The organism is Bacteroides fragilis, from assembly GCF_019583405.1.
Classification (GTDB): Bacteria; Bacteroidota; Bacteroidia; order Bacteroidales; family Bacteroidaceae; genus Bacteroides; species Bacteroides fragilis_B.
In genome coordinates this window covers 101,144-121,977 of record NZ_SZUU01000003.1, presented here as the reverse complement: position 1 = coordinate 121,977, position 20,834 = coordinate 101,144, and the positions used below count along the sequence as shown (strand labels likewise).

The 20,834-nt window shown below is 44.5% G+C and carries 15 protein-coding genes; 6 read left to right on the top strand and 9 right to left on the bottom strand.

Going from position 1 to position 20,834, the window contains the following annotated elements:
• Positions 1-24: 24 nt before the first annotated feature.
• Positions 25-1,224 carry an FprA family A-type flavoprotein gene (locus FDF36_RS07800; protein ID WP_032535652.1) on the bottom strand — a complete coding sequence of 400 codons (1,200 nt, stop codon included), beginning with the start codon at positions 1,222-1,224 and terminating at the stop codon, positions 25-27.
• A 113-nt stretch (positions 1,225-1,337) separates the two neighbouring features.
• Positions 1,338-2,273: a tRNA modification radical SAM protein MnmL/YtqA gene (gene mnmL, locus FDF36_RS07795; RefSeq protein WP_220390956.1), complete on the bottom strand. Its 936-nt coding sequence runs from the start codon at positions 2,271-2,273 to the stop codon at positions 1,338-1,340.
• A 109-nt stretch (positions 2,274-2,382) separates the two neighbouring features.
• On the opposite strand from mnmL, the gene FDF36_RS21580 reads away from it, so the two are divergent.
• Positions 2,383-2,931 (top strand): signal peptidase II, encoded by a 549-nt coding sequence (locus tag FDF36_RS21580; RefSeq protein WP_475647108.1) that lies wholly within the window; start codon positions 2,383-2,385, stop codon positions 2,929-2,931.
• Between the two features lie 137 nt (positions 2,932-3,068).
• Here the strand turns inward: FDF36_RS21580 and FDF36_RS07790 are convergent, their stop codons facing one another.
• Together FDF36_RS07790 and FDF36_RS07785 are read right to left on the bottom strand one after the other, a co-directional pair.
• On the bottom strand, positions 3,069-3,911 hold the full coding sequence (locus FDF36_RS07790; RefSeq protein ID WP_005810096.1) for a LytR/AlgR family response regulator transcription factor: 843 nt from the start codon (positions 3,909-3,911) through the stop codon (positions 3,069-3,071).
• A 9-nt stretch (positions 3,912-3,920) separates the two neighbouring features.
• The gene (locus FDF36_RS07785) at positions 3,921-4,649 is read right to left on the bottom strand and encodes a LiaF transmembrane domain-containing protein (RefSeq protein WP_220390955.1); all 729 of its coding nucleotides are present in this window, start codon (positions 4,647-4,649) and stop codon (positions 3,921-3,923) included.
• Between the two features lie 527 nt (positions 4,650-5,176).
• Here FDF36_RS07785 and FDF36_RS07780 point away from each other — a divergent pair.
• The 3 genes from FDF36_RS07780 to FDF36_RS07770 all read left to right on the top strand — a co-directional run bounded on the left by FDF36_RS07780 (position 5,177) and on the right by FDF36_RS07770 (position 9,609).
• A complete protein-coding gene (locus FDF36_RS07780; protein WP_220390954.1) occupies positions 5,177-7,387 on the top strand; it encodes a S9 family peptidase in 2,211 nt (736 codons plus the stop codon).
• 171 nt (positions 7,388-7,558) lie between these two features.
• A complete protein-coding gene (gene lipA, locus FDF36_RS07775) occupies positions 7,559-8,425 on the top strand; it encodes a lipoyl synthase (protein ID WP_195317611.1) in 867 nt (288 codons plus the stop codon).
• Positions 8,426-8,490: 65 nt separating this feature from the next.
• Complete coding sequence (locus FDF36_RS07770) at positions 8,491-9,609, top strand: hypothetical protein (RefSeq protein ID WP_195317610.1); 1,119 nt, start codon at positions 8,491-8,493, stop codon at positions 9,607-9,609.
• Here the strand turns inward: FDF36_RS07770 and FDF36_RS07765 are convergent.
• The 3 genes from FDF36_RS07765 to FDF36_RS07755 are packed head-to-tail and all read right to left on the bottom strand — an operon-like array spanning position 9,575 to position 12,182.
• Entirely contained in the window at positions 9,575-10,279 is a 705-nt protein-coding gene (locus tag FDF36_RS07765) for an SAM-dependent methyltransferase (RefSeq protein ID WP_195317609.1), read from the bottom strand. The two genes, FDF36_RS07770 and FDF36_RS07765, sit on opposite strands and share 35 nt — an antisense overlap.
• Before the next feature lie 27 nt (positions 10,280-10,306).
• Positions 10,307-11,320, bottom strand: coding sequence for a gliding motility protein GldB-related protein (locus FDF36_RS07760; protein ID WP_005818580.1), 1,014 nt, complete (start codon positions 11,318-11,320; stop codon positions 10,307-10,309).
• A gap of 4 nt (positions 11,321-11,324) precedes the next feature.
• Positions 11,325-12,182, bottom strand: coding sequence for an enoyl-ACP reductase FabI (locus tag FDF36_RS07755; protein ID WP_005775707.1), 858 nt, complete (start codon positions 12,180-12,182; stop codon positions 11,325-11,327).
• 972 nt (positions 12,183-13,154) lie between these two features.
• On the opposite strand from FDF36_RS07755, the gene FDF36_RS07750 reads away from it, so the two are divergent.
• Together FDF36_RS07750 and FDF36_RS07745 are read left to right on the top strand one after the other, a co-directional pair.
• On the top strand, positions 13,155-16,424 hold the full coding sequence (locus FDF36_RS07750; RefSeq protein WP_220390953.1) for a SusC/RagA family TonB-linked outer membrane protein: 3,270 nt from the start codon (positions 13,155-13,157) through the stop codon (positions 16,422-16,424).
• Positions 16,425-16,439: 15 nt separating this feature from the next.
• Positions 16,440-18,491, top strand: coding sequence for a RagB/SusD family nutrient uptake outer membrane protein (locus tag FDF36_RS07745; RefSeq protein ID WP_220390952.1), 2,052 nt, complete (start codon positions 16,440-16,442; stop codon positions 18,489-18,491).
• Positions 18,492-18,745: 254 nt separating this feature from the next.
• Here the strand turns inward: FDF36_RS07745 and guaA are convergent, their stop codons facing one another.
• A complete protein-coding gene (gene guaA / locus FDF36_RS07740) occupies positions 18,746-20,269 on the bottom strand; it encodes a glutamine-hydrolyzing GMP synthase (RefSeq protein ID WP_005775702.1) in 1,524 nt (507 codons plus the stop codon).
• Positions 20,270-20,299: 30 nt separating this feature from the next.
• A complete protein-coding gene (mscL, locus tag FDF36_RS07735) occupies positions 20,300-20,740 on the bottom strand; it encodes a large-conductance mechanosensitive channel protein MscL (RefSeq protein WP_005775701.1) in 441 nt (146 codons plus the stop codon).
• Positions 20,741-20,834: the final 94 nt, after the last annotated feature.

The window sequence follows — 20,834 nt, the reverse complement described above, 5'->3', positions numbered from 1 at the left end:
TCAGGTTAATAAATTAGGGGTAACTTATACTCTGTCTTTTTTTAAACGGTCGGCCATGGCACGCGCCAGATTCTCACACTGTTGATAGGTGATATCATTCATGGCCTGTTTCATCTCTACAGGGTCGCCGACCAGTTCGAATTTACTTTTTTCGGCAAACTCGGCCATGCGTTTCACGGCGGCACCGGCCCATGTGAACGAACCGAAATAGCCCAGATAACGTCCTTTCAACTCACGTACCAGTATTTTGGACAGAAGCGACTCTATTTCCGGGAAAATCTGGTTACTGTAAGTCGGGCTACCGACAATCAACCCTTTGTAACGGAAGATATCGGCAAGGATATAAGAAGGATTGCTCTTGCTGACGTTGTGCATCACAATGTTTTTAATTCCCTGGGCCGACAGTTCGGCAGCAATGGCCTCCGCCATCTGTTCGGTATTGCCATACATGCTTCCGTAAGCAATCACCACACCTTCGTCTGCATCGTAGCGGCTCAGTTTATCGTAAATGCCTACCACCTTAGTGATATTTTCGGTCCATACCGGACCGTGTGTAGAGCAAATGGTCGAAATGGGAAGTCCTCCCAGTTTTTGCAAAGCTTTCTGTACGGGCGAACCGTATTTTCCGACGATATTGGAGTAATAACGTACCATTTCGCCCCAATAGTGATCGATATTCATGCGTGTATCCACAAATCCGCCATCCAGCGTACCGAAACAGCCGAACCCATCACCAGAAAAGAGTACACCATCCGTTTCGTCGAATGTCATCATCGTTTCCGGCCAATGCACCATCGGAGTAAGGTAAAAACGCAGTTTATGACGTCCGAGAGCAAGGAAATCACCATCTTTTATCAGATATTGCTCGCCTGTCACACCATAGAAACCTTCGATCATTCCAAAAGTCTGCTTATTGCCAACGATTACAATATCAGGATAGTGCTGTTTAATCAATCGGATAGAACCTGAATGGTCCGGTTCCATGTGATTTATAATCAAATAGTTGATAGGACGGTCGCCTATGATACTTCTGATTTTACGAAGATATACTTCGAAATAGCAAATATCCACTGTATCGATCAGTGCCACCATTTCATCATCAATCAGATAAGAGTTATACGAAACTCCATAGGGCAAAGGCCACATTCCCTCAAAGAGGTGCTTGTTACGGTCGTTAACTCCCACATAATGAACGTTTCCTTTAATTCTTGTTTTCTGTTCCATTCTTTATTTTAGTTTAATTAATTACGGGGCACGAGTAACAACGCCCAACGGCACTCTAAACTTGCAACTCGTAACTCGCAACTCATTCGCTTCGCAAAAATAGTTCTTTTTTTCTAAACCGAGTATGCCTTTCCCTGATAAGCACCTCTTTCTTTCATTCTTTTTTGCACGCGGGCTGTAAATTCATAATTCTTCAATCCCCAGTCGGGTGCAATCAAGAGTTCTTTAGGTGATTGTGAAACGAACCGTTCGAGTATCAGGTCGGGACGCAGATGTTCCACATAGTCGATTACCAGATCGATATACTCGTCGACACTAAAGAGATGAAAATCTTCGGGATGGAGTTCAAACTCACGTGCCATTTTCGTGCCACGTATCAGCTGCAACTGATGCATTTTGAGAGTGGTCAGGGGCAAACGTGACAACTCTGCCGCCTGGGCTATGATCTCTTCGCGGCTCTCTCCCGGAAGACCGAGAATGACGTGCCCCCCGGTTAAAATACCACAAGCTGCGGTCCGTTGAACGGCTTCTACCGTATCGGCATAGGTATGCCCCCGGTTAATACGTTTGAGTGTAGCATCCCGGGTGGTTTCAATGCCATACTCCACCAAAAGGAAAGAGCGTTTATTCAACTCTTCCAGATAATGCAGCAGAGGATCCGGCATGCAATCGGGACGTGTACCGATGACCAATCCCACTACACCATCTACGCTCAGAGCTTCTTCGTATTTCCGTTTCAGTCCTTCAAGTTCGGCATAAGTATTGGTATAAGCCTGAAAATAAGCCAGATATTTCATATCCGGATATTTATGGGCAAAGAACTGCTTCCCCTCTTCAAGTTGCCGGATGACGGATTTCTCCGTTTTGCAGTATTCGGGATTGAATGTCTGGTTATTACAATATGTACAGCCTCCCAGCCCCTTCGTTCCGTCCCGGTTGGGACATGTAAAACCCGCATTAAGAGATATCTTCTGTACCTTGTAAGGAAAATATTTTTTCAGAAAGAAAGTAAACTCGTTGTATAAAGGCATCGGAGCCGATTCAGTCATAGAATATTATGCTTTTGTAAACAGTACAAATATACGAAAAAAGTTATAGGAAAGGGTTGTTATCCACTTTTTTCTGTATCTTCGCCTCCATACAACTCATTGAATTTATATGAAAACACGTAATATCATATTGTTAATCGTAGTATTGGTGTTAATTGATCAAGGTGTTAAGTTGATTATATATACCTCATTTATGAATACTAATTTTGAAATCATACCTAAAATATTAGACTTTCAACCTACTTTCAATAGTAAATATAGCTTTGTAAACGACTCTGTTTATAAGAATACGGGAATGGATGCAGGTTTATTATTCCACATTATACTATTTGCAATAATTTGGTTTATTCTATTTATGGGATATAAATTTTTCAAAAGTATAGATCCGCTTAACAAAACTCTCGATGTATCAATTAGCTTTTTTACGGCAGCAATAATTTGTGCATATTTAGGCATACTGGTATGGGGAAAAGGTATACTGGATTTTCTCCATTTCAAATTGTACTTCAATTTTGTTTTCGACTTAAAAGATGTTTATACTAATTGTTTTGTTCTGTTATTTCTTATAAGCACAATAGAGATAGAGAAGAAATATAATGTCCAATTAAAAGATCTGAGAAAGTATATAAAAAGATTATATAAGCAAAGAAAGTATTGATCATGCTACATGAAATGTCTCTTCTGACGAAAGGGTGTAGCCATCCGGAAGAAAGGGTGTAGCCCCGGGCACAAAAGGGTGTAGCCATCCGCTTCGTATGGCTACACCCTCTTCTGTTTATTACCTGACAGGAGTTGTTATAACTCCAACCGTTCTTTCAGCAGCTTATATCCGGAGTTACTCACTTTCAGCTTGACCCCATTTTTCAGTAAGAGTTGATAGTTCTCTTTCCCGAAGAGTTCCACTCGTGATATTTGTGTCACGTTTACTATCGTAGAGCGATGTACGCGCACAAATCCGGCCGACGGCAGATGGGCATCGAAGTACTTCATCGTCTGCTCTTTGACATATTGTCCCGAAGGGGTCACTAATGTGACGTAATCGCCACATGCCTGTATGTACAGCAATTCGTCGGTACAGATCAGATGAATATGCGTACCGTCTTTCACCGTGATGCGGTCAATGCATTCCGCCTCTTCCGGCGACGCTTTCTCTTCGCGGCATCCGGCCTGCTTCAGTTCTTCACGAAGGGCTTCTTCTCTTGAAACAGCCTCTTCTAATATCTCCTCCTGAACAGTGCTCAACGACTGCAAACGATACCACAACATCATCACTCCCCAAGCCAATGCTCCGAACAATATGCGGAAAGGGAGCGTCTCTCCGAAAGACGCATAGACTTGTCCCAGGTTCTGTTCCATCACATATTGCACGGCAAAGCCTCCCGCCAGCCAAAAAAGCAGCGCCAAGGCGGCTATCAGCAGATCTGTTTGCAATATAGAGACGAGGCCGATGACATACCATGCCAGATAGGCCAGGAGGCAAAGCAAACCGACCGATAAAAAGCCGTCTATTGCAGCCGGAAGCGTATCGGCTCCGGCATAGCCCCAAAGTAATGCTGTTTGTATCCCTGCTGCGGCAACGGCCAGTATCAATGCCGTCATCCACCGTCGGGAAGATTCTTGTATAGGATGTATATCCATGTTTTATTTTCAACTTTTTATTTCAACACCTCCGAATGTCAAGTCGCCCCGGATGACCAATATCCGGTTCTGGTCGATCACACCTCCACCAAAACGTTTGTCTTGACATCCGCCCAGGCAGGTGTTACACCGAAACACTACTTTCCAATCGGAAGACACATAAATTTCTATTCCACCAAATGTACAATCAATATCGAGAAACGTTTCGCCTTCGGGAAGGGTCGTGCGCCGCAGGTCAATAACCGTCCCGCCAAACGAGTTCTGTATCGTCCCGCCTTTAAAGAATTCATCGAGCACCACCTGCCTGATACCGCTGAAGGTATTCTCCGAGTGAAGCACTCCATCCGTAGAGTTATATTGGCTGCTGGCAAAGTTTCCCCTCCGCATCCGTTCGTGCCGGGCACGTTTCGACCTGAATAAAAAAGCGAGTCCAATAACGATCAATATAATCGGGAAAAGAGTGATATGAACTCCCGCCGGAAACCATCCCAGATACGGACTTATTAAATAGGCCCCGATGCCAACCAGAATCAATCCCCGCAGAATCTGACGACGCAACATCAGGTATACTCCTAAAAGAATCAGAAGCATTTGCCAGGACACCAATAGGTCAAACAGGGCATAAGTAATCCATCCCAGATTACGGACCAGTAGAAGCACTCCTGCCGTTATAAAAATAAAGGCAATAAAAAACTTACCGTATCTCCGAGCGGGAGATGAAAACTCTTTCTTTTCCATATATCATTTCATTGTTAATTATTTCATTTAATCTTCGTCCACAAAGATAGGTTATTTGCCACCACCCGGAAAGGCTTTTTCGTCAATAACGGTAGCAAAACCGATGAAAGGGGGATAACTCCCGACAAATCCGGAACCATTTCTCACCAATTGCGCACGATCTGAACTGATATATTTATATATCTTTTTTTGTTAGTATTTATTATATGGCCCACCAATCGATTTCAGTCAGTTTTTCAAACACGCTCAAACACCCATGAATAAAAGGATACAGCACTGTTTGAGAGGTGGCTCGGAGTCTGGCCCACTTCCCGTGTTTCCAACGTCCGGAACGGAGCCTCCGTTTCTGCTCTCCGGAAGCTCTGTTTGTTCCCGGAAGAGCCTCTGCCCGGAGCTAACAGAGGCTCTGTTTTTTTCGTTTCCGAACGCTATTTCACAGATATTTTAACCCTCTCGTTTTGAAGGCTCACCGTTTATCCTTACCTTTGCCGGCACTATAGAAACAACCTAAAAATCATCTAAAGCCAATGAAAAGAAAATTCATTTTTCTGTTTTTCTGTCTGTGCTGCCTTGCCGGCTTCGCACAAGAAGGCAAAGCGCTCGACCTGAAAGAGATCAACTCAGGCAAGTTCAGTCCCGAAAACATCTATGGTGTGGTTCCCATGCCGGACGGAGAACACTACACACAAAGAAATGCCGAAGGCACACAAATCGTGAAATATTCCTTCCGCACGGGTGAACCGGTGGAAGTGGTATTCGATGTGGCCAAAGCTCGCAAATGTCCTTTCAAGAAATTCGACAGCTATCAGTTTTCACCGGACGGATCAAAAATTCTGATTGCAACGGAAACAACCCCTATCTACCGTCACTCTTATACGGCAGTCCACTATCTGTATCCGGTGAAACGGAACGACAAAGGGGTTACTACCAACAATATCGTAGAAAAACTTTCGGACGGCGGCCCGCAACAAGCTCCGGTATTCTCACCGGACGGCAATCTGGTGGCATTTGTCCGCGACAATAACATCTTCCTGGTGAAGCTCCTGTATGGCAACAGTGAATCTCAGGTGACGGAAGACGGCAAACTGAACAGCGTGCTGAACGGTATTCCCGATTGGGTATATGAAGAAGAGTTCGGTTTCAACCGTGCCTTGGAGTTCAATGCCGACAATACCATGCTGGCTTATGTACGCTTCGACGAGTCGGAAGTGCCATCATACACTTTCCCGCTGTTTGCCGGCGAGGCTCCACGCAACAATGCGTTGCAGGACTACCCGGGCGAGTATACGTACAAATATCCCAAGGCAGGTTATCCCAACTCTAAGGTATCGGTACATACGTTCGACATCAAATCAAAAGTGACCCGTCAGGTAAAACTGCCGATAGACGCCGATGGTTATATCCCACGCATCCGTTTCACACAAGATCCGAACAAACTGGCCATTATGACGCTGAACCGTCATCAAAACCGCTTCGACATGTATTTTGCCGATCCCCGCAGTACAGTATGCAAGCTGGCTTTACGTGATGAATCTCCTTATTACATCAACGAGAACGTATTCGACAACATCCGGTTCTATCCGGACAATTTCAGTTTTGTAAGCGACAAGAGCGGATATCCGCACCTGTACTGGTATAGCATGAACGGCAACCTGATTAAGCAGGTGACCAGCGGCAATTATGAAGTAAAAAGCTTCATCGGATGGAATCCGGATACCAACGAGTTCTATTACACCAGCAACGAAGAGAGTCCGATGCGCCAGGCTGTATACAAGATAGACCGTAAAGGCAAGAAGGTGAAACTGAGCAATCAGCAAGGAACCAACAGCCCGATCTTCAGCAGTTCGATGAAATATTTTATGAACAAGTTTACCAGCCTCGATACTCCGATGCTGATTACACTGAATGACAATACGGGTAAAGTATTGAAAACTCTGGTGACCAATGATAAACTGAAAGAAAAGTTAGCTGGATATGCCATACCGCAAAAGGAATTCTTCACTTTCAAGACCACAGAAGGAGTGGACCTGAACGGATGGATGATGAAACCTGTGAACTTCGATCCTTCAAAACGCTATCCGGTACTGATGTTCCAGTATAGCGGTCCGGGTTCGCAACAGGTTCTGGACAAATGGGGAATCAGCTGGGAAACATACATGGCAAGTCTTGGCTACGTAGTGGCTTGTGTGGACGGTCGCGGCACAGGAGGCCGTGGAAGCGAATTCCAGAAGTGCACCTATCTGAACCTGGGCGTAAAAGAGGCAAAAGACCAAGTGGAAGCTGCCAAATATCTGGGTGGCCTGCCTTATGTGGACAAAGGACGCATCGGCATCTGGGGATGGAGCTTCGGCGGATACATGACCATCATGAGTATGAGCGAAGGTACACCGGTATTTAAAGCCGGAGTCGCTGTTGCCGCACCTACAGACTGGAAATATTACGATACTGTATATACCGAACGCTTCATGCGTACTCCGAAAGAAAATGCCGAAGGCTACAAAGCTGCTTCAGCATTCAGTCGTGCAGACAACTTGCATGGAAACCTGCTTTTGGTACACGGTATGGCAGATGACAATGTTCACTTCCAGAACTGTACCGAATATGCCGAACACCTGGTACAGCTTGGAAAACAGTTCGACATGCAGGTATACACCAACCGGAATCACGGCATTTATGGCGGAAATACCCGGAATCATCTGTATACGAGGTTAACGAACTTTTTCCTGAACAATTTATAAGAAATCGTTCGAAGAGATGTCAGAGTTCACCACAGATTACACAGATTAATACAGATTATTCATGTTGATAATCAACGATTTGAAAACTAATACTGTGTTAATCTGTGTAATCTGTGGTGAATATAACTTTTGAGACAGCCTCTCTATCATTAAACAAAACAGTACTATCATATGGGAAACGATCAACGGGTACGCAAACCCGAATGGCTTAAGATCAGTATCGGAGCCAACGAACGCTATACGGAAACCAAACGTATTGTCGAATCGCACTGCCTGCACACCATTTGCAGCAGCGGGCGCTGCCCTAACATGGGCGAGTGCTGGGGAAAAGGTACGGCCACGTTCATGATTGCCGGTGACATCTGTACCCGCAGTTGCAAATTCTGTAATACCCGGACCGGTCGTCCTTTGCCTCTGGACCCTGACGAACCGTTGCACGTTGCAGAATCGGTTGCCTTGATGAAGCTTTCACATGCAGTCATCACATCGGTGGACCGCGATGATCTACCCGACTTGGGCGCCGCCCATTGGGCGCAAACAATTCGTGAAATCAAACGCCTGAATCCGGAAACGACCACCGAAGTACTGATCCCCGACTTCCAGGGGCGCAAAGAACTGGTTACCCAAGTGATAGAAGCCGGTCCGGAAATCATTTCCCACAATATGGAAACCGTAAAACGTATCAGCCCACAAGTGCGTAGTGCGGCCAATTATCACACCAGCCTGGAGGTGATCCGTCAGATAGCCGAGAGCGGTACAACAGCCAAATCGGGTATTATGGTCGGTTTGGGCGAAACTCCTGCCGAAGTGGAGGAGTTAATGGACGACTTGATTGCCGTCGGTTGCAAAATCCTTACCATCGGACAATACCTACAACCGACCCATAAACACTATCCGGTTGTGGCATACATTACCCCGGAACAATTCGCCATCTATAAAGAAACAGGGCTCAAAAAGGGATTCGAACAAGTAGAAAGCGCACCATTAGTACGTTCATCATATCATGCGGAGAAACATATCCGATTTAATAAGAAGTAGTAAGAACATAACAGGCTCCTTGTTTGTTTTACAAGTAAACGGCAAAATAATACAATAAAAAACATATGGGTAACAAAGGAGTACTTTCTTCCGCATTTAATATGTCATTGGGCTTTATCCCTGTTATTGTTTCCATCCTTTTATGCGAATTTATAACACAGGACATATCAATCTATATCGGTACAGGTATCGGACTTATCTTTTCATACAGGTCCCTGTCCCGTAAAGGGGCGCGCATACCCAATTTTATCCTTTATATCTCTACGGGAATTTTGACACTACTGACTCTGGCAAGTCTCATTCCCGGAGATTTTGTCCCGGTAGGAGCTTTGCCCCTGACACTTGAAGTCAGTATACTGATTCCAATGGTTATTCTTTTCTTACACAGGAGAAGGTTCATTAACCACTACCTGCGCCAGAGTGCCCAGTGCAACCGCCGACTGTTTGCCCAGGGAGCGGAATCGGCTGTCGTATCGGCACGGGTTGTTTTGATTCTGGGTATTCTGCACTTTGCCGTTATCAGTCTGACTATCCTGATAGCACACCCTCTCACCCCGACTTCCACGTTAGTGCTTTACCACATATTGCCGCCTGCCATATTTATCCTCAGCATTCTGTTCAACCAGATAGGCATCCGTTATTTTAATCATGTAATGGCCCATACAGAATACGTGCCCATCGTCAACACTCGTGGCGACGTAATTGGAAAAAGCCTGGCTGTAGAAGCTATCAACTACAAGAATGCTTATATCAACCCGGTAATACGCATTGCCGTTTCTACCCACGGCATGCTATTTCTTTGCAATCGTCCGCAAAGCTGTATTCTCGATAAGTTCAAAGTGGATATACCGATGGAATGTTACCTCCGGTACGGAGAGACGCTGGCCGAAGGTGCCAACCGTTTATTGAGTAATGCTTTCCCAAAAGCTTCGGATCTGAAACCGACATTTACCATCTCCTATCATTTCGAAAATGCACAGACCAACCGTCTGATTTATCTGTTTATTGTCGACATGGAAGATGATTCTATCCTCTGCGATCCACGGTTCAAAGGAGGAAAACTGTGGACTTTCCAACAGATAGAACACAACTTAGGCACCCACTTCTTCGGCGAATGCTTTGAGTTGGAATATGAACACCTGAAACAGGTTATTGGTATAAGAGAAAAATACAAGGTATCTTAGCCAGATCGGGCACTTTTCCCTGCCACTCTTTGATGGTCTTGGTGCGGATGTACTCGCCCTCACAAGTGATATTCGCTGCAATGCAAAGACGTGTTTGCGGACGGCAGTTATGCAAAATATCCTCCACCATCTTATTATTCCGGTAGGGCGTTTCTATAAACAACTGTGTCTGATGTTCGGCATATACCCGTTGTTCAAGAGCTTTGAGCTTTTTGGCACGCTCAGTCGGCTCTATAGGCAGATATCCGTGAAAGGCAAAGCTTTGTCCGTTAAATCCCGATCCCATCACAGAAAGAATGATAGACGAAGGGCCCACCAACGGGACTACCTTCAGGTTCTTACGTTGCGCAATAGCCACGACATCAGCTCCCGGATCGGCAACAGCCGGACAACCGGCTTCCGAAATCACTCCCATAGACAATCCACCGATCAACGGTTTCAGGTAACCGGAAATATCTTCAGGAGAAGTGTGCTTGTTTAAGGGATAAAAGGTGAGCGAATCGATGTCAATCTCACGATCTACCTTTTTCAGGAAACGGCGGGCCGAACGGACATCTTCGACAATAAAATGCCTGATGCCCAGAATAATTTCTTTATTGTAGGGTGGTAATACAGACTCGATGGGAGTGTCGCCCAATGTAACGGGCAAAAGATAGAGAGCGGTATCCATGAACAAGGGATTTTTATAATAAGAATGTTACGGATTAAAACGAGATTCAGTGAACATACGTTCGTAATCGTTCATCTCAAGCAATTGCCGTAAAGTTGTTTTTTTATGATGTTTCATATACGAAGTGATGATTTTTGTACCAATCCAAGTACCCACCATCGAAGGCATGTTCTCACCCAGAGTATTGGTGAAAGGAGCCGGACGGGTATATTGGCGTACCACCATCGGATCTGTTGCATGCAGATGATCTTTTTCAAGAATATATCTCCACACCTGCTGCTGGTTCTCTTTGCACCATTCTCTTTCTATATCCGAATAACCTAATGCTTCTTCCGAGGAAGAATAATCTAACAGGTGCTGCACTACATAATTGATTTTACCGAAGTGCATCATCACATCGAGCAGTGTACGGGAATAATCCATCGGGAAAGGATACTGGCTCATCAGATAGAACACCAGACAATCGGGTACAATCCGGTCGGGACGCATAGTGCGCCGCTGATAAGGATAATAGTAACGCTTGTAAAGCGGATAATCTTCACCCATATACTTGTCAAGGCTGATGCCCAGTACGCTGTCGGACAGAACGATAGATTCATTGAATGCCGAAATTTGTGTGTATATCATGGGAATCATGATATCCGGCACTTCCTTCTGCAGTTTTCTGAAACCTTTGGTCAATTCTTTCTCAACGGATCCCAATTCGGGATATCTGTTTTCCACATCCTCTATCAGACGAATCAGAGTGGTGTCCGAATAGAAAGTTTTCAGCCTCTGGAATATATGGTCATCACTTACCTGCCCGATGACCAATACATCCTCAATCAGCAGTTTAGTAGGCAGAGAATATTCCAGATTCATTTTTTGTAAAGCAGAAAAGCTGTTGAAACGAACGTATTCGTCCAACAGCTTATCATATCTGACTACGGAAATACCCTCTTCCTCCATTGGATCTGCTACAGGCTCCGCCTTCCCCATCCGGCAGGATACGAAAAGCAGGCTTAACAAAACAAGGAGAATATAGTCCTTCCGCATTTTCATAGCCTTAACCGTAAATGATATTACCGTTTTCGTCTTTATATTCGTCCAGCCCCTTTTCATAAGTAGCCATAGCACGAAGACTCATACCAACACTCGAGAAACCACCATCGTGGAACAGGTTCTGCATGGTCACCTTACGGGTAAGATCAGAGAACATTACGATGCAATAATCTGCACACTCATCAGCAGAAGCATTGCCCAGCGGAGACATACGGTTGGCAAAATCGTACAGTTTGTCCATACCCTTCACACCGGAACCGGCTGTGGTAAAGGTAGGCGACTGAGAAATCGTATTTACACGCACATTATGCTCACGGCCATAAATGTAACCAAAGCTGCGGGCAATAGACTCGAGCAACGCCTTAGCGTCAGCCATATCGTTGTATCCATAGAAAGTACGCTGTGCAGCTACATAGCTCAATGCCACGATAGAACCGTATTCGGCAATTGCGTTTTGTTTCTTGGCAGCCTGAATCATTTTATGGAATGAAACAGCTGAAACATCCAGGGTAGTATTCAACATATTATAGTCGAGATCATCGTAAGTACGTTTCTTACGAACGTTCGGCGACATACCGATAGAGTGCAATACAAAATCAATCTGACCACCGAGAACTTCCATCGAGCGTTTAAATACGTTCTCCAAATCTTCTACGTTAGTGGCATCTGCAGCAATCACTTCGCAATTCAACTTCTCAGACAAAGCAGAAACCTGTCCCATGCGGACAGCAACAGGAGTATTTGATAATGTAATAACAGCACCTTCTTCAACGGCTCTTTCGGCTACTTTCCAGGCAATAGACTGCTCGTTTAATGCACCGAAAATAATACCTCTTTTTCCTTTCAACAAATTGTAACTCATACCTTTTAATGTTAAATTAGGTTGCAAAGATATAGATTTTCTGCATAAAAGCATGAAAAGTGTGCAAAGAAAAGACCGAAACCACAAAAAATACACTGAAATAGGGTCTTTATTACACATAACAGCCACTTCCGTCGCCACAAAGGCCGGATTATTAAAGCAACCGTCTGTCACCTTAAATGACGGCAGCATTCGTCGTTAATGCCGGTTGCATTTACAGAGTCTCCTGCCCTGTCCATATCAGTAGTCCATAAGAGCAGATATATTATTCACAATTGTTTATCGGGATTGAAGATAAGAGAGATTGGTCGTGGAAATAAAAAAAGAGAAGTAATTCAAGAAAAATAAAAAAAACGCCATAGTTTTCCAGGTACTTATCTATAATTAACGGTCCAGAATATCTTTACCTAATATTAAGTTAACAAATACATTGTATTCATAACAAGTCACTCTGTTTCGAGGCAAAGATAAGAAGAACTTTTAATAAACGATAAATTTAAAAGCTTTTTTTTATTTATATCATAAAATATGTTCTCGGGTTTTATAAAAGACTCAACTATTCACAAAACAAAGTAGACTATTAGTAATACACAATGTTATCGCTAAAAGCCCATAATTCGGTTTCTAACAGGCAAATCTCAAAACAGAGAAGACAAAATAAAATTCAGGGATTAAATAAATTATGATTTTAGTCGTGTCTGGAACTTCGATAAACAAGTTTAATGCTTCATGATCTATTAAGTACCTGGAATACTTAATAAAAACTGAAAGAGATTGGCATTATCAGCACAGTTCAGAGAGGAGAAAAACGAGAAAGGAAATACAGGAGAAATACAATAACCCTAATTCGATAAGCTTATGAAATAAAAAAACAGAAAGAAACTTTTAACTCAAACTCCGAAGCGACCAAGCTCCATCGGAAAACCTAAAAACAAACTATTCAAATTTATGTTTAACCGAACAATTTAGTGTATGACAGAAAAAACTAACCTGTTTCCGAACCTAATCCGGTTTCGAGAAACAAATCGCCTGAAAATGGCAATCGCTGCTTCTATCATGCTATGGTGTGCTACACCGCAGCAAGCAGCAGCCAATACTTACGAAGAACACGGAATTGAAACTGTACAACAAGCCAACACCAAAGTAAAAGGTACAATAGTGGACGAAACCGGAGAACCCATGATCGGCGTATCCGTAAAAGTCCTGGCAAACAATACAGGTACAATCACGGACCTGAATGGAAAATTCTCTATCGACGCCCCTAAAGGAAGCACAATTGAAATTTCATTTATCGGTTACAAAACCGTCACAGTGAAGGTAGACGGCTCTCCTATCAACATTACGATGAAAGAAGATTCACAACAGTTGGATGAAGTGGTCGTAGTGGGTTATGGCTCACAGAAAAAGGTCAATGTGACCGGTTCTGTCAGCATGGTGGACTCTAAAGTGATTGAGTCTCGTCCGGTACAAAACGTATCTCAAGCACTTCAAGGTGTAATCCCGGGATTAAACATGTCAGTGGGAAGCAGTGGTGGTACTCTGGACAGTAGCCTGAATATCAATATCCGCGGTGGTGGTACCATAGGCGAAGGTTCAAGTGGCAGTCCGTTAGTGCTGATTGACGGTATCGAAGGCGATATGAACACAGTAAATCCAAATGATATTGAAAATATTTCGGTATTGAAAGATGCTGCCTCCTCTTCTATTTATGGTGCACGTGCTTCGTTTGGTGTTATCATGATCACAACCAAAAGCGGTAAAGCTGGTAAAACCAGAGTCAACTACTCGGGTAATGTACGTTTCTCGGACGCGATCCAAGTACCCGAAATGGTAGACTCTTATACATTCGCACAATACTTTAACAGAGCAAGTACAAACGGTGGAGGTAATCCGGTGTTTAACGACGATGCCATGACCAGAATTAAAAACTACATCGATGGAAAATACACCGACCCGACACAACCCGAATATTACGGAACCGTGGCCGGAACCGATGGGAAGTGGCAAAACTACGGCGGTGCTTTTGCCAATACTGACTGGTTCTCCGAGTTTTACCGCGACTGGGTACCTTCTACAGAACATAACCTCAGCATCAGTGGAGGTACTGAGAAACTGACTTACATGATCAGTGGAAGTTTCCTTGACCAGACCGGCTTGCTGAAACATGGTGAAGACAAATTCAACCGTTACACCCTGAATGCAAAAATCTCGGCAAAACTGACAGACTGGGTCACTTTGAATTATACCAGCAAATGGACACGTGAGGACTATCACCGCCCGACATACCTGACCGGTTTATTCTTCCACAATATTGCACGCCGCTGGCCGACTTGCCCGGTAATTGACCCGAATGGACATTACCAGCGTGACATGGAAATCGTTCAGCTGGAAGACGGAGGTAAACAGACAAGCCAGAAGAACTGGTATACCCAACAGTTACAGGCTGTTTTCGAACCGATTAAAGACTGGCGCATCGTGGCAGAAGGAAGTATGCGCACATATATCCGCAAACAACATTGGGCTGTATTGCCTATTTATGCTTACGATGTAAACAACGAACCATATCTTCTTTCTTGGAACGGTGGTGCCGCAGGTTATTCGGAAGTGCAGGATTCACGTGAAGACGAAGACTACTTCTCTACCAACATCTATTCGGACTTCACCAAAACACTGGGCGATCATTACTTTAAAGTTATGGGTGGTTTCAATGCCGAACTTTATCGTCCAAGCGGCCTGACCGGTTTCGGTACAGATCTGATCAGTCCGGAAGTTCCCTCACTGGGATTGACTCAAGACAACAAAAAGGCCAGCGCATGGCAACGTGAAAGAGCTATCGCCGGTTTCTTCGGACGTGTCAACTATAGCTACAAAGAACGTTATATGCTGGAAGCTAACTTACGTTACGACGGTTCTTCCCGCTTTATCGGTGACAAACGCTGGGGACTCTTCCCTTCATTCTCTGCCGGATGGAACATTGCACGCGAAACATTTTTCGAACCGTTGACCAAAGTGGTCGGCACATTGAAACTGAGAGGTTCTTGGGGACAGCTCGGTAACAATAATACGGACAATACAGACGCATGGTATCCGTTCTATCAGAATATGCCAACCGGAACAGCCTCTTCAGGATGGTTGCTGGGTGGTAAAAAACAGAACACAGCAGGTCTTCCGGGCATTGTTAGCAGCTTGATGACATGGGAAACCATCGAATCATGGAACGTAGGTCTCGACTGGGGATTGTTCAATAACCGCTTGACCGGTTCGTTTGACTACTACAACCGTTACACTTACGACATGATCGGCCCGGCTCCTACACTGCCTTCTGTTTTGGGTGCCAGCGCTCCTGCCATCAACAACTGTGACATGAAGTCTTACGGATGGGAACTCGAACTCTCATGGAGAGACCGTGTTCAACAATTCAACTACGGTGTTCGTTTTGTACTGTCGGACAACATGCGTAAAATCCTGAAGTATCCGAATCCGACAATGTCTCTGGATAAACACTATGGCGGTAAGATTCTTGGAGATATCTGGGGATACGAAACAGTAGGAATCGCACAAAGCCAGGAAGAAATGGATAAACATCTGGCAAATGGCGGTACACCAAACTGGGGAACAGCCTGGGGTGCAGGTGACATCATGTATGGCAATATCGACGGTAAAGACGGTGTCAACAACGGCTCAAACACACTGAACGACCACGGTGACCTGAAGGTAATCGGCAATAATACTCCGCGCTACAACTTTGGTTTAACACTGGACGGATCCTGGAAAGGCCTCGACTTCTCTATCTTCCTGCAAGGGGTAATGAAAAGAGACTACTGGCTGGACGGCCCATACTTCTGGGGAGCTGTTGGCGACGGACAATGGCAATCTGCCGCCTTCACAGAGCACATGGACTACTGGCGTCCGGAAGGTGACCCTCTGGGAGCCAACACAGGTGCTTACTATCCGAAACCTTACTTCAACACCGACAAAAACCAGCGTACGCAAAGCGGTTATCTGCAAAATGCTGCTTATTGCCGTCTGAAGAACATGCAAATCGGATATACTTTGCCGAAAACATGGACCAAGAAAGCCGCTATGGAATCGGTACGTATCTATGTATCAGGAGACAATCTGCTGACGTTATCTGATATCAGTGGTGTATTCGACCCGGAATTGCTGGGTAGCGACTGGGGTGATGGAAAACTGTATCCGTTGCAGAGAACTATTTCAATCGGTTTAAATGTTAACTTCTAATTCATCGAACGAACTATGGGACTAAAATTAAAACATATATACTTCTGCTCATTAATAGGAATGGGCGGATTGGTAATGACTTCGTGTGAAGACTTCCTGGATCGGGCACCACTCAGCCAAGTGACTCCGGAAGCCTACTTCACTACGGTGGACCAGGTAGGAAGCTATATCATTAATTACTATAATGACTATCTTGAAAACTCCAATGGTACCAAAATGTATCATCAGACAGCATGGAACTCGGGTGTACAACGCAATGATGCCAACACGGACAACCTGTTGGCTGATGAAAGTAACCTGAATTACTTTGCAGGCAACTGGCAAGTAAGTGAAGGTAAAACAATACAAACCCCGCTGAATCGTATTCGTACCTGGAACTATTTGCTTGAGCAAGTGTTACCTAAAGAAGAAGCCGGTACCATCCAAGGCTCTGCCGAAGAGTTGAGCCATTACATTGGTGAAGCTTATTTTTTCAGGGCACTGGCCTACTACAATGCTTTAGTGAAATTCGGAGATTATCCAATTATTGAAAAAGTATTGCCGGACCAGAACGAAGTATTGATTGAAAACAGCAAACGTGCACCCCGTAACGAGGTGGCCCGTTTTATTCTCAAAGATCTGGATACTGCTATCAGCCGCTTGAAAGATCAGGGTTTTAAAGACAATCAACGCATCAACAAACAGGTGGCTCAGTTATTTAAATCGAGAGTCGCTCTGTTTGAAGCCACTTTTGAAAAATATCACCAAGGGACAGGACGCGTACCGGGAGATACGGATTGGCCGGGTGCTAAGATGAATTACAACAGTGGTAAAACCTTTAATATCGCAGGTGAAATAGACTTCTTCCTGACCGAAGCCATGAACGCTGCCGCAGCAGTAGCCGATCGGGGCACACTGACGGAAAATTCTCATGTGATGGGTCCTGAATACGGACAGATATATGACTGGAATCCATATTTCGAAATGTTCAGTACCCCCGATGCTTCCGGTTACAACGAAGTGTTGTTGTGGAAACAATATATCAAATCATTGAGTGTTTCCCATTGCGTTCCGGCACGTTTGAAGAACGGTGACCGCACCGGACTCACTCGCGCACTTATCAATAGTTTCGTAATGAAGAACGGTTTACCTATCTATGCTTCCGGCTCAGGCTATCATGGAGACGTTACCATCTCAGAAGAAAAACAAGACCGCGACGAACGTCTGCAATTGTTTGTATGGGGTGAAAAAGATGCGTTACTTACTGATACCAAGAATACGGCAGTGGCTGATACGGGCGTAGTGATCCACTTCGAAAAACCAGGTATCATTTCAGAACAGGAACAGACTCGTGATGTAACAGGATATCGCCCACGCAAAGCCTATACATACGATGACGATCAGAGTAAGAGTGACGAATTGTTGGGAAGCAATGCTTGCATTATTTTCCGCGCGGCAGAAGCTAACCTGAATTACATGGAAGCCTGCTACGAAAAGACCGGTTCGCTGGATGCCAAAGCCCAAGGATACTGGAAAGCACTTCGCCGCCGTGCCGGTGTAGATGAAGATTACACCAAAACAATCGCCGCTACAGACCTGACACAGGAAAACGACCTGGCAGTCTACTCCGGTGACAAAATGATTGATGCAACTCTCTACAATATCCGTCGCGAACGCCGTTGTGAATTTATCGGTGAAGGTATGCGCTGGGATGATTTGAAAAGATGGCGTTCATGGGATCAGCTGCTTACAAAGCCTTACATCATTGAAGGTGTAAACTTCTGGGATGCCGCTTACAAGAACTATACAAAAACAGTAGACGGTAAAGAAGTTTCGGCAGTAGTTGCCGATGGTACAACAGAAGCTAATGTCTCGCAGAAAGAAGACAGCAAGTATTTACGCCCGCTTCGCAGAACGAAAACAAACAACCAGTTGTATGACGGTCTGACTTGGCGCAAAGCATACTATCTGGATCCGATCGGTTTGCAAGACATGCAACTGACAGCTACCAATCCGGAAGACATCAATACTACGGTAATGTATCAGAACCCGTATTGGCCGATGGCTGCCGGCAAAGCACTGGAGTAAAAGTTTTCCAATAGGAACGAAGTATAATAATATAGAATTTTACTAAGTATTGATTTTTAGTATAATAATAAGATGTTGCGGTAAGAGATTTATAGCAACTACATAAGGTTTAAAAAAGGAAAAAAAGGGAAGGGAGGTCCGTGAGGATGTCCCTTTTCTGTTAAATCATAATCGCATTGTACGTACATCAAAAAAGGAAAGCCGCCCGAATTTCTCCGAACGGCTGTCTTTTATATATACCATCTTCAAACGGCTTATTCCCATTCAATCGTTGCAGGTGGTTTTGAACTGATATCGTAGGTTACACGGTTTACACCTTTTACCTTATTTATAATATCATTTGACACTTTACCGAGGAATTCATAAGGCAAATGCGCCCAGTCGGCTGTCATGGCATCTGTTGAAGTCACAGCACGCAAAGCTACTGCACGCTCGTATGTACGTTCGTCTCCCATTACTCCTACAGACTGAACCGGAAGCAAGATAACACCTGCCTGCCATACCTGATCGTATAATCCCCAATCGCGTAAACCTTGAATGAAAATATCGTCAGCATCCTGCAAGATACGCACCTTTTCGGGAGTAATATCACCCAAAATACGAACCGCAAGTCCCGGCCCCGGGAAAGGATGACGGGTAATCAAGTGCTCGGGCATACCTAACTCACGGCCTACACGACGAACTTCATCTTTGAACAGCAAACGCAGCGGTTCACAAAGTTTCAGGTTCATCTTTTCAGGAAGTCCACCCACATTGTGGTGACTCTTGATAACAGTACCGGTGATGGAAAGAGACTCGATACAATCCGGATAGATAGTACCCTGAGCCAACCATTTCACATCTTTCAGTTTATGTGCCTCTTCATCGAATACATCGATAAAGCCTTTACCTATAATTTTACGTTTGCGTTCGGGCTCGGTTACACCTTCCAGTTCTGAGAAGAACTTACGGCTGGCATCTACACCGATCACATTCAGTCCGAGGCATTCGTAATCATGCATTACATTCTTGAATTCGTCTTTGCGGAGCATACCGTGGTCAACGAAAATACAAGTCAGATTCTTACCGATGGCCTTGTTGAGCAGCACAGCGGCTACTGAAGAATCAACTCCTCCGCTTAAACCTAATACTACTTTGTCATTGCCCAACTGAGCCTTCAATTCGGCAACTGTACTTTCGATGAACGATGCCGGACTCCAGTCCTGCTTGCATCCACATACATCGACAACGAAATTACGAAGCATCTGTGTACCATCCTCACTGTGGAAAACTTCCGGATGGAACTGTACGCCCCATACTTGTTCACCTTCCACCTGATAAGCGGCAATAGCCACTTTGTCTGTAGACGCAATCGTTTTAAAATTCTCAGGAACAGCAGTAATGGTATCACCGTGGCTCATCCATACCTGCGTACCCTCTCTCACACCTTTGAACAACACATTGTCCTTGCAGAAAGAAGTCAGGTGAGCACGTCCATACTCACGGGTACCTGCCGGTTCTACTTTGCCACCATTGGTATACGCCATAAACTGTGCACCATAGCAGATGCCCAGAATGGGGTATTTACCTCTGATTTCGCTCAAATCAACCTTGAACGCACTCTCGTCATACACGGAGAAGGGGCTTCCCGACAGAATCACTCCCTTGACAGTTTCGTCGTCTTTGGGGAACTTGTTATAGGGGACAATCTCGCAATACGTATCCAACTCGCGCACCCGGCGACCGATAAGCTGCGTGGTCTGTGAACCGAAATCAAGTATTATAATTTTCTCTTGCATATATAGATATGTTATGAATTTGGCGCAAAATTACTGCTTTTCTTTCAATAAATCACGTATTTCAGTCAACAATATCTCTTCTTTTGTAGGTGCGGGCGGTGCAGCAGGAGCAGCAGGCGCCTCAGCTTTCTTCTGGGTCAGCTTTGTAATCAGTTTAATAAATAAAAATATAGAAAAAGCGATAATAAGGAAATCGAAAGTTGCTTGCAGAAAGTTACCATAATTCAAGGTAACAGCAGCCGCAGTTTCTTTCCCATCAGCTCCGTACTGCGCAGCTTTCATTACCCATTTCAAGTCCGTAAAGTTCACTCCCCCAATGAGTAACCCCAGGGGAGGCATAATGATATCGGCTACAACCGACGAAACGATTTTGCCAAAGGCACCACCAATAATCACACCGACAGCCATATCCACCACATTCCCTTTCATGGCGAAAGCTTTAAAGTCTTGTAAAAAAGTACTTTTTCCCATCTTTTTTTATATTTAATATGAATTTAATATGCGAATATAAAAACATTTTCTTACTTTTGCACCGCATTCTAATGAAACAAATGCGAATTTAGAA

What these genes read in the sequence shown, in the direction of transcription:
- FDF36_RS07800 (WP_032535652.1), bottom strand. Translation starts at nt 1,224, where the DNA reads ATGGAACAGAAAACAAGAATTAAAGGAAACGTTCATTATGTGGGAGTT.
- mnmL (WP_220390956.1), bottom strand. Translation starts at nt 2,273, where the DNA reads ATGACTGAATCGGCTCCGATGCCTTTATACAACGAGTTTACTTTCTTT.
- FDF36_RS21580 (WP_475647108.1), top strand. Translation starts at nt 2,383, where the DNA reads ATGAAAACACGTAATATCATATTGTTAATCGTAGTATTGGTGTTAATT.
- FDF36_RS07790 (WP_005810096.1), bottom strand. Translation starts at nt 3,911, where the DNA reads ATGGATATACATCCTATACAAGAATCTTCCCGACGGTGGATGACGGCA.
- FDF36_RS07785 (WP_220390955.1), bottom strand. Translation starts at nt 4,649, where the DNA reads ATGGAAAAGAAAGAGTTTTCATCTCCCGCTCGGAGATACGGTAAGTTT.
- FDF36_RS07780 (WP_220390954.1), top strand. Translation starts at nt 5,177, where the DNA reads ATGAAAAGAAAATTCATTTTTCTGTTTTTCTGTCTGTGCTGCCTTGCC.
- lipA (WP_195317611.1), top strand. Translation starts at nt 7,559, where the DNA reads ATGGGAAACGATCAACGGGTACGCAAACCCGAATGGCTTAAGATCAGT.
- FDF36_RS07770 (WP_195317610.1), top strand. Translation starts at nt 8,491, where the DNA reads ATGGGTAACAAAGGAGTACTTTCTTCCGCATTTAATATGTCATTGGGC.
- FDF36_RS07765 (WP_195317609.1), bottom strand. Translation starts at nt 10,279, where the DNA reads ATGGATACCGCTCTCTATCTTTTGCCCGTTACATTGGGCGACACTCCC.
- FDF36_RS07760 (WP_005818580.1), bottom strand. Translation starts at nt 11,320, where the DNA reads ATGAAAATGCGGAAGGACTATATTCTCCTTGTTTTGTTAAGCCTGCTT.
- FDF36_RS07755 (WP_005775707.1), bottom strand. Translation starts at nt 12,182, where the DNA reads ATGAGTTACAATTTGTTGAAAGGAAAAAGAGGTATTATTTTCGGTGCA.
- FDF36_RS07750 (WP_220390953.1), top strand. Translation starts at nt 13,155, where the DNA reads ATGACAGAAAAAACTAACCTGTTTCCGAACCTAATCCGGTTTCGAGAA.
- FDF36_RS07745 (WP_220390952.1), top strand. Translation starts at nt 16,440, where the DNA reads ATGGGACTAAAATTAAAACATATATACTTCTGCTCATTAATAGGAATG.
- guaA (WP_005775702.1), bottom strand. Translation starts at nt 20,269, where the DNA reads ATGCAAGAGAAAATTATAATACTTGATTTCGGTTCACAGACCACGCAG.
- mscL (WP_005775701.1), bottom strand. Translation starts at nt 20,740, where the DNA reads ATGGGAAAAAGTACTTTTTTACAAGACTTTAAAGCTTTCGCCATGAAA.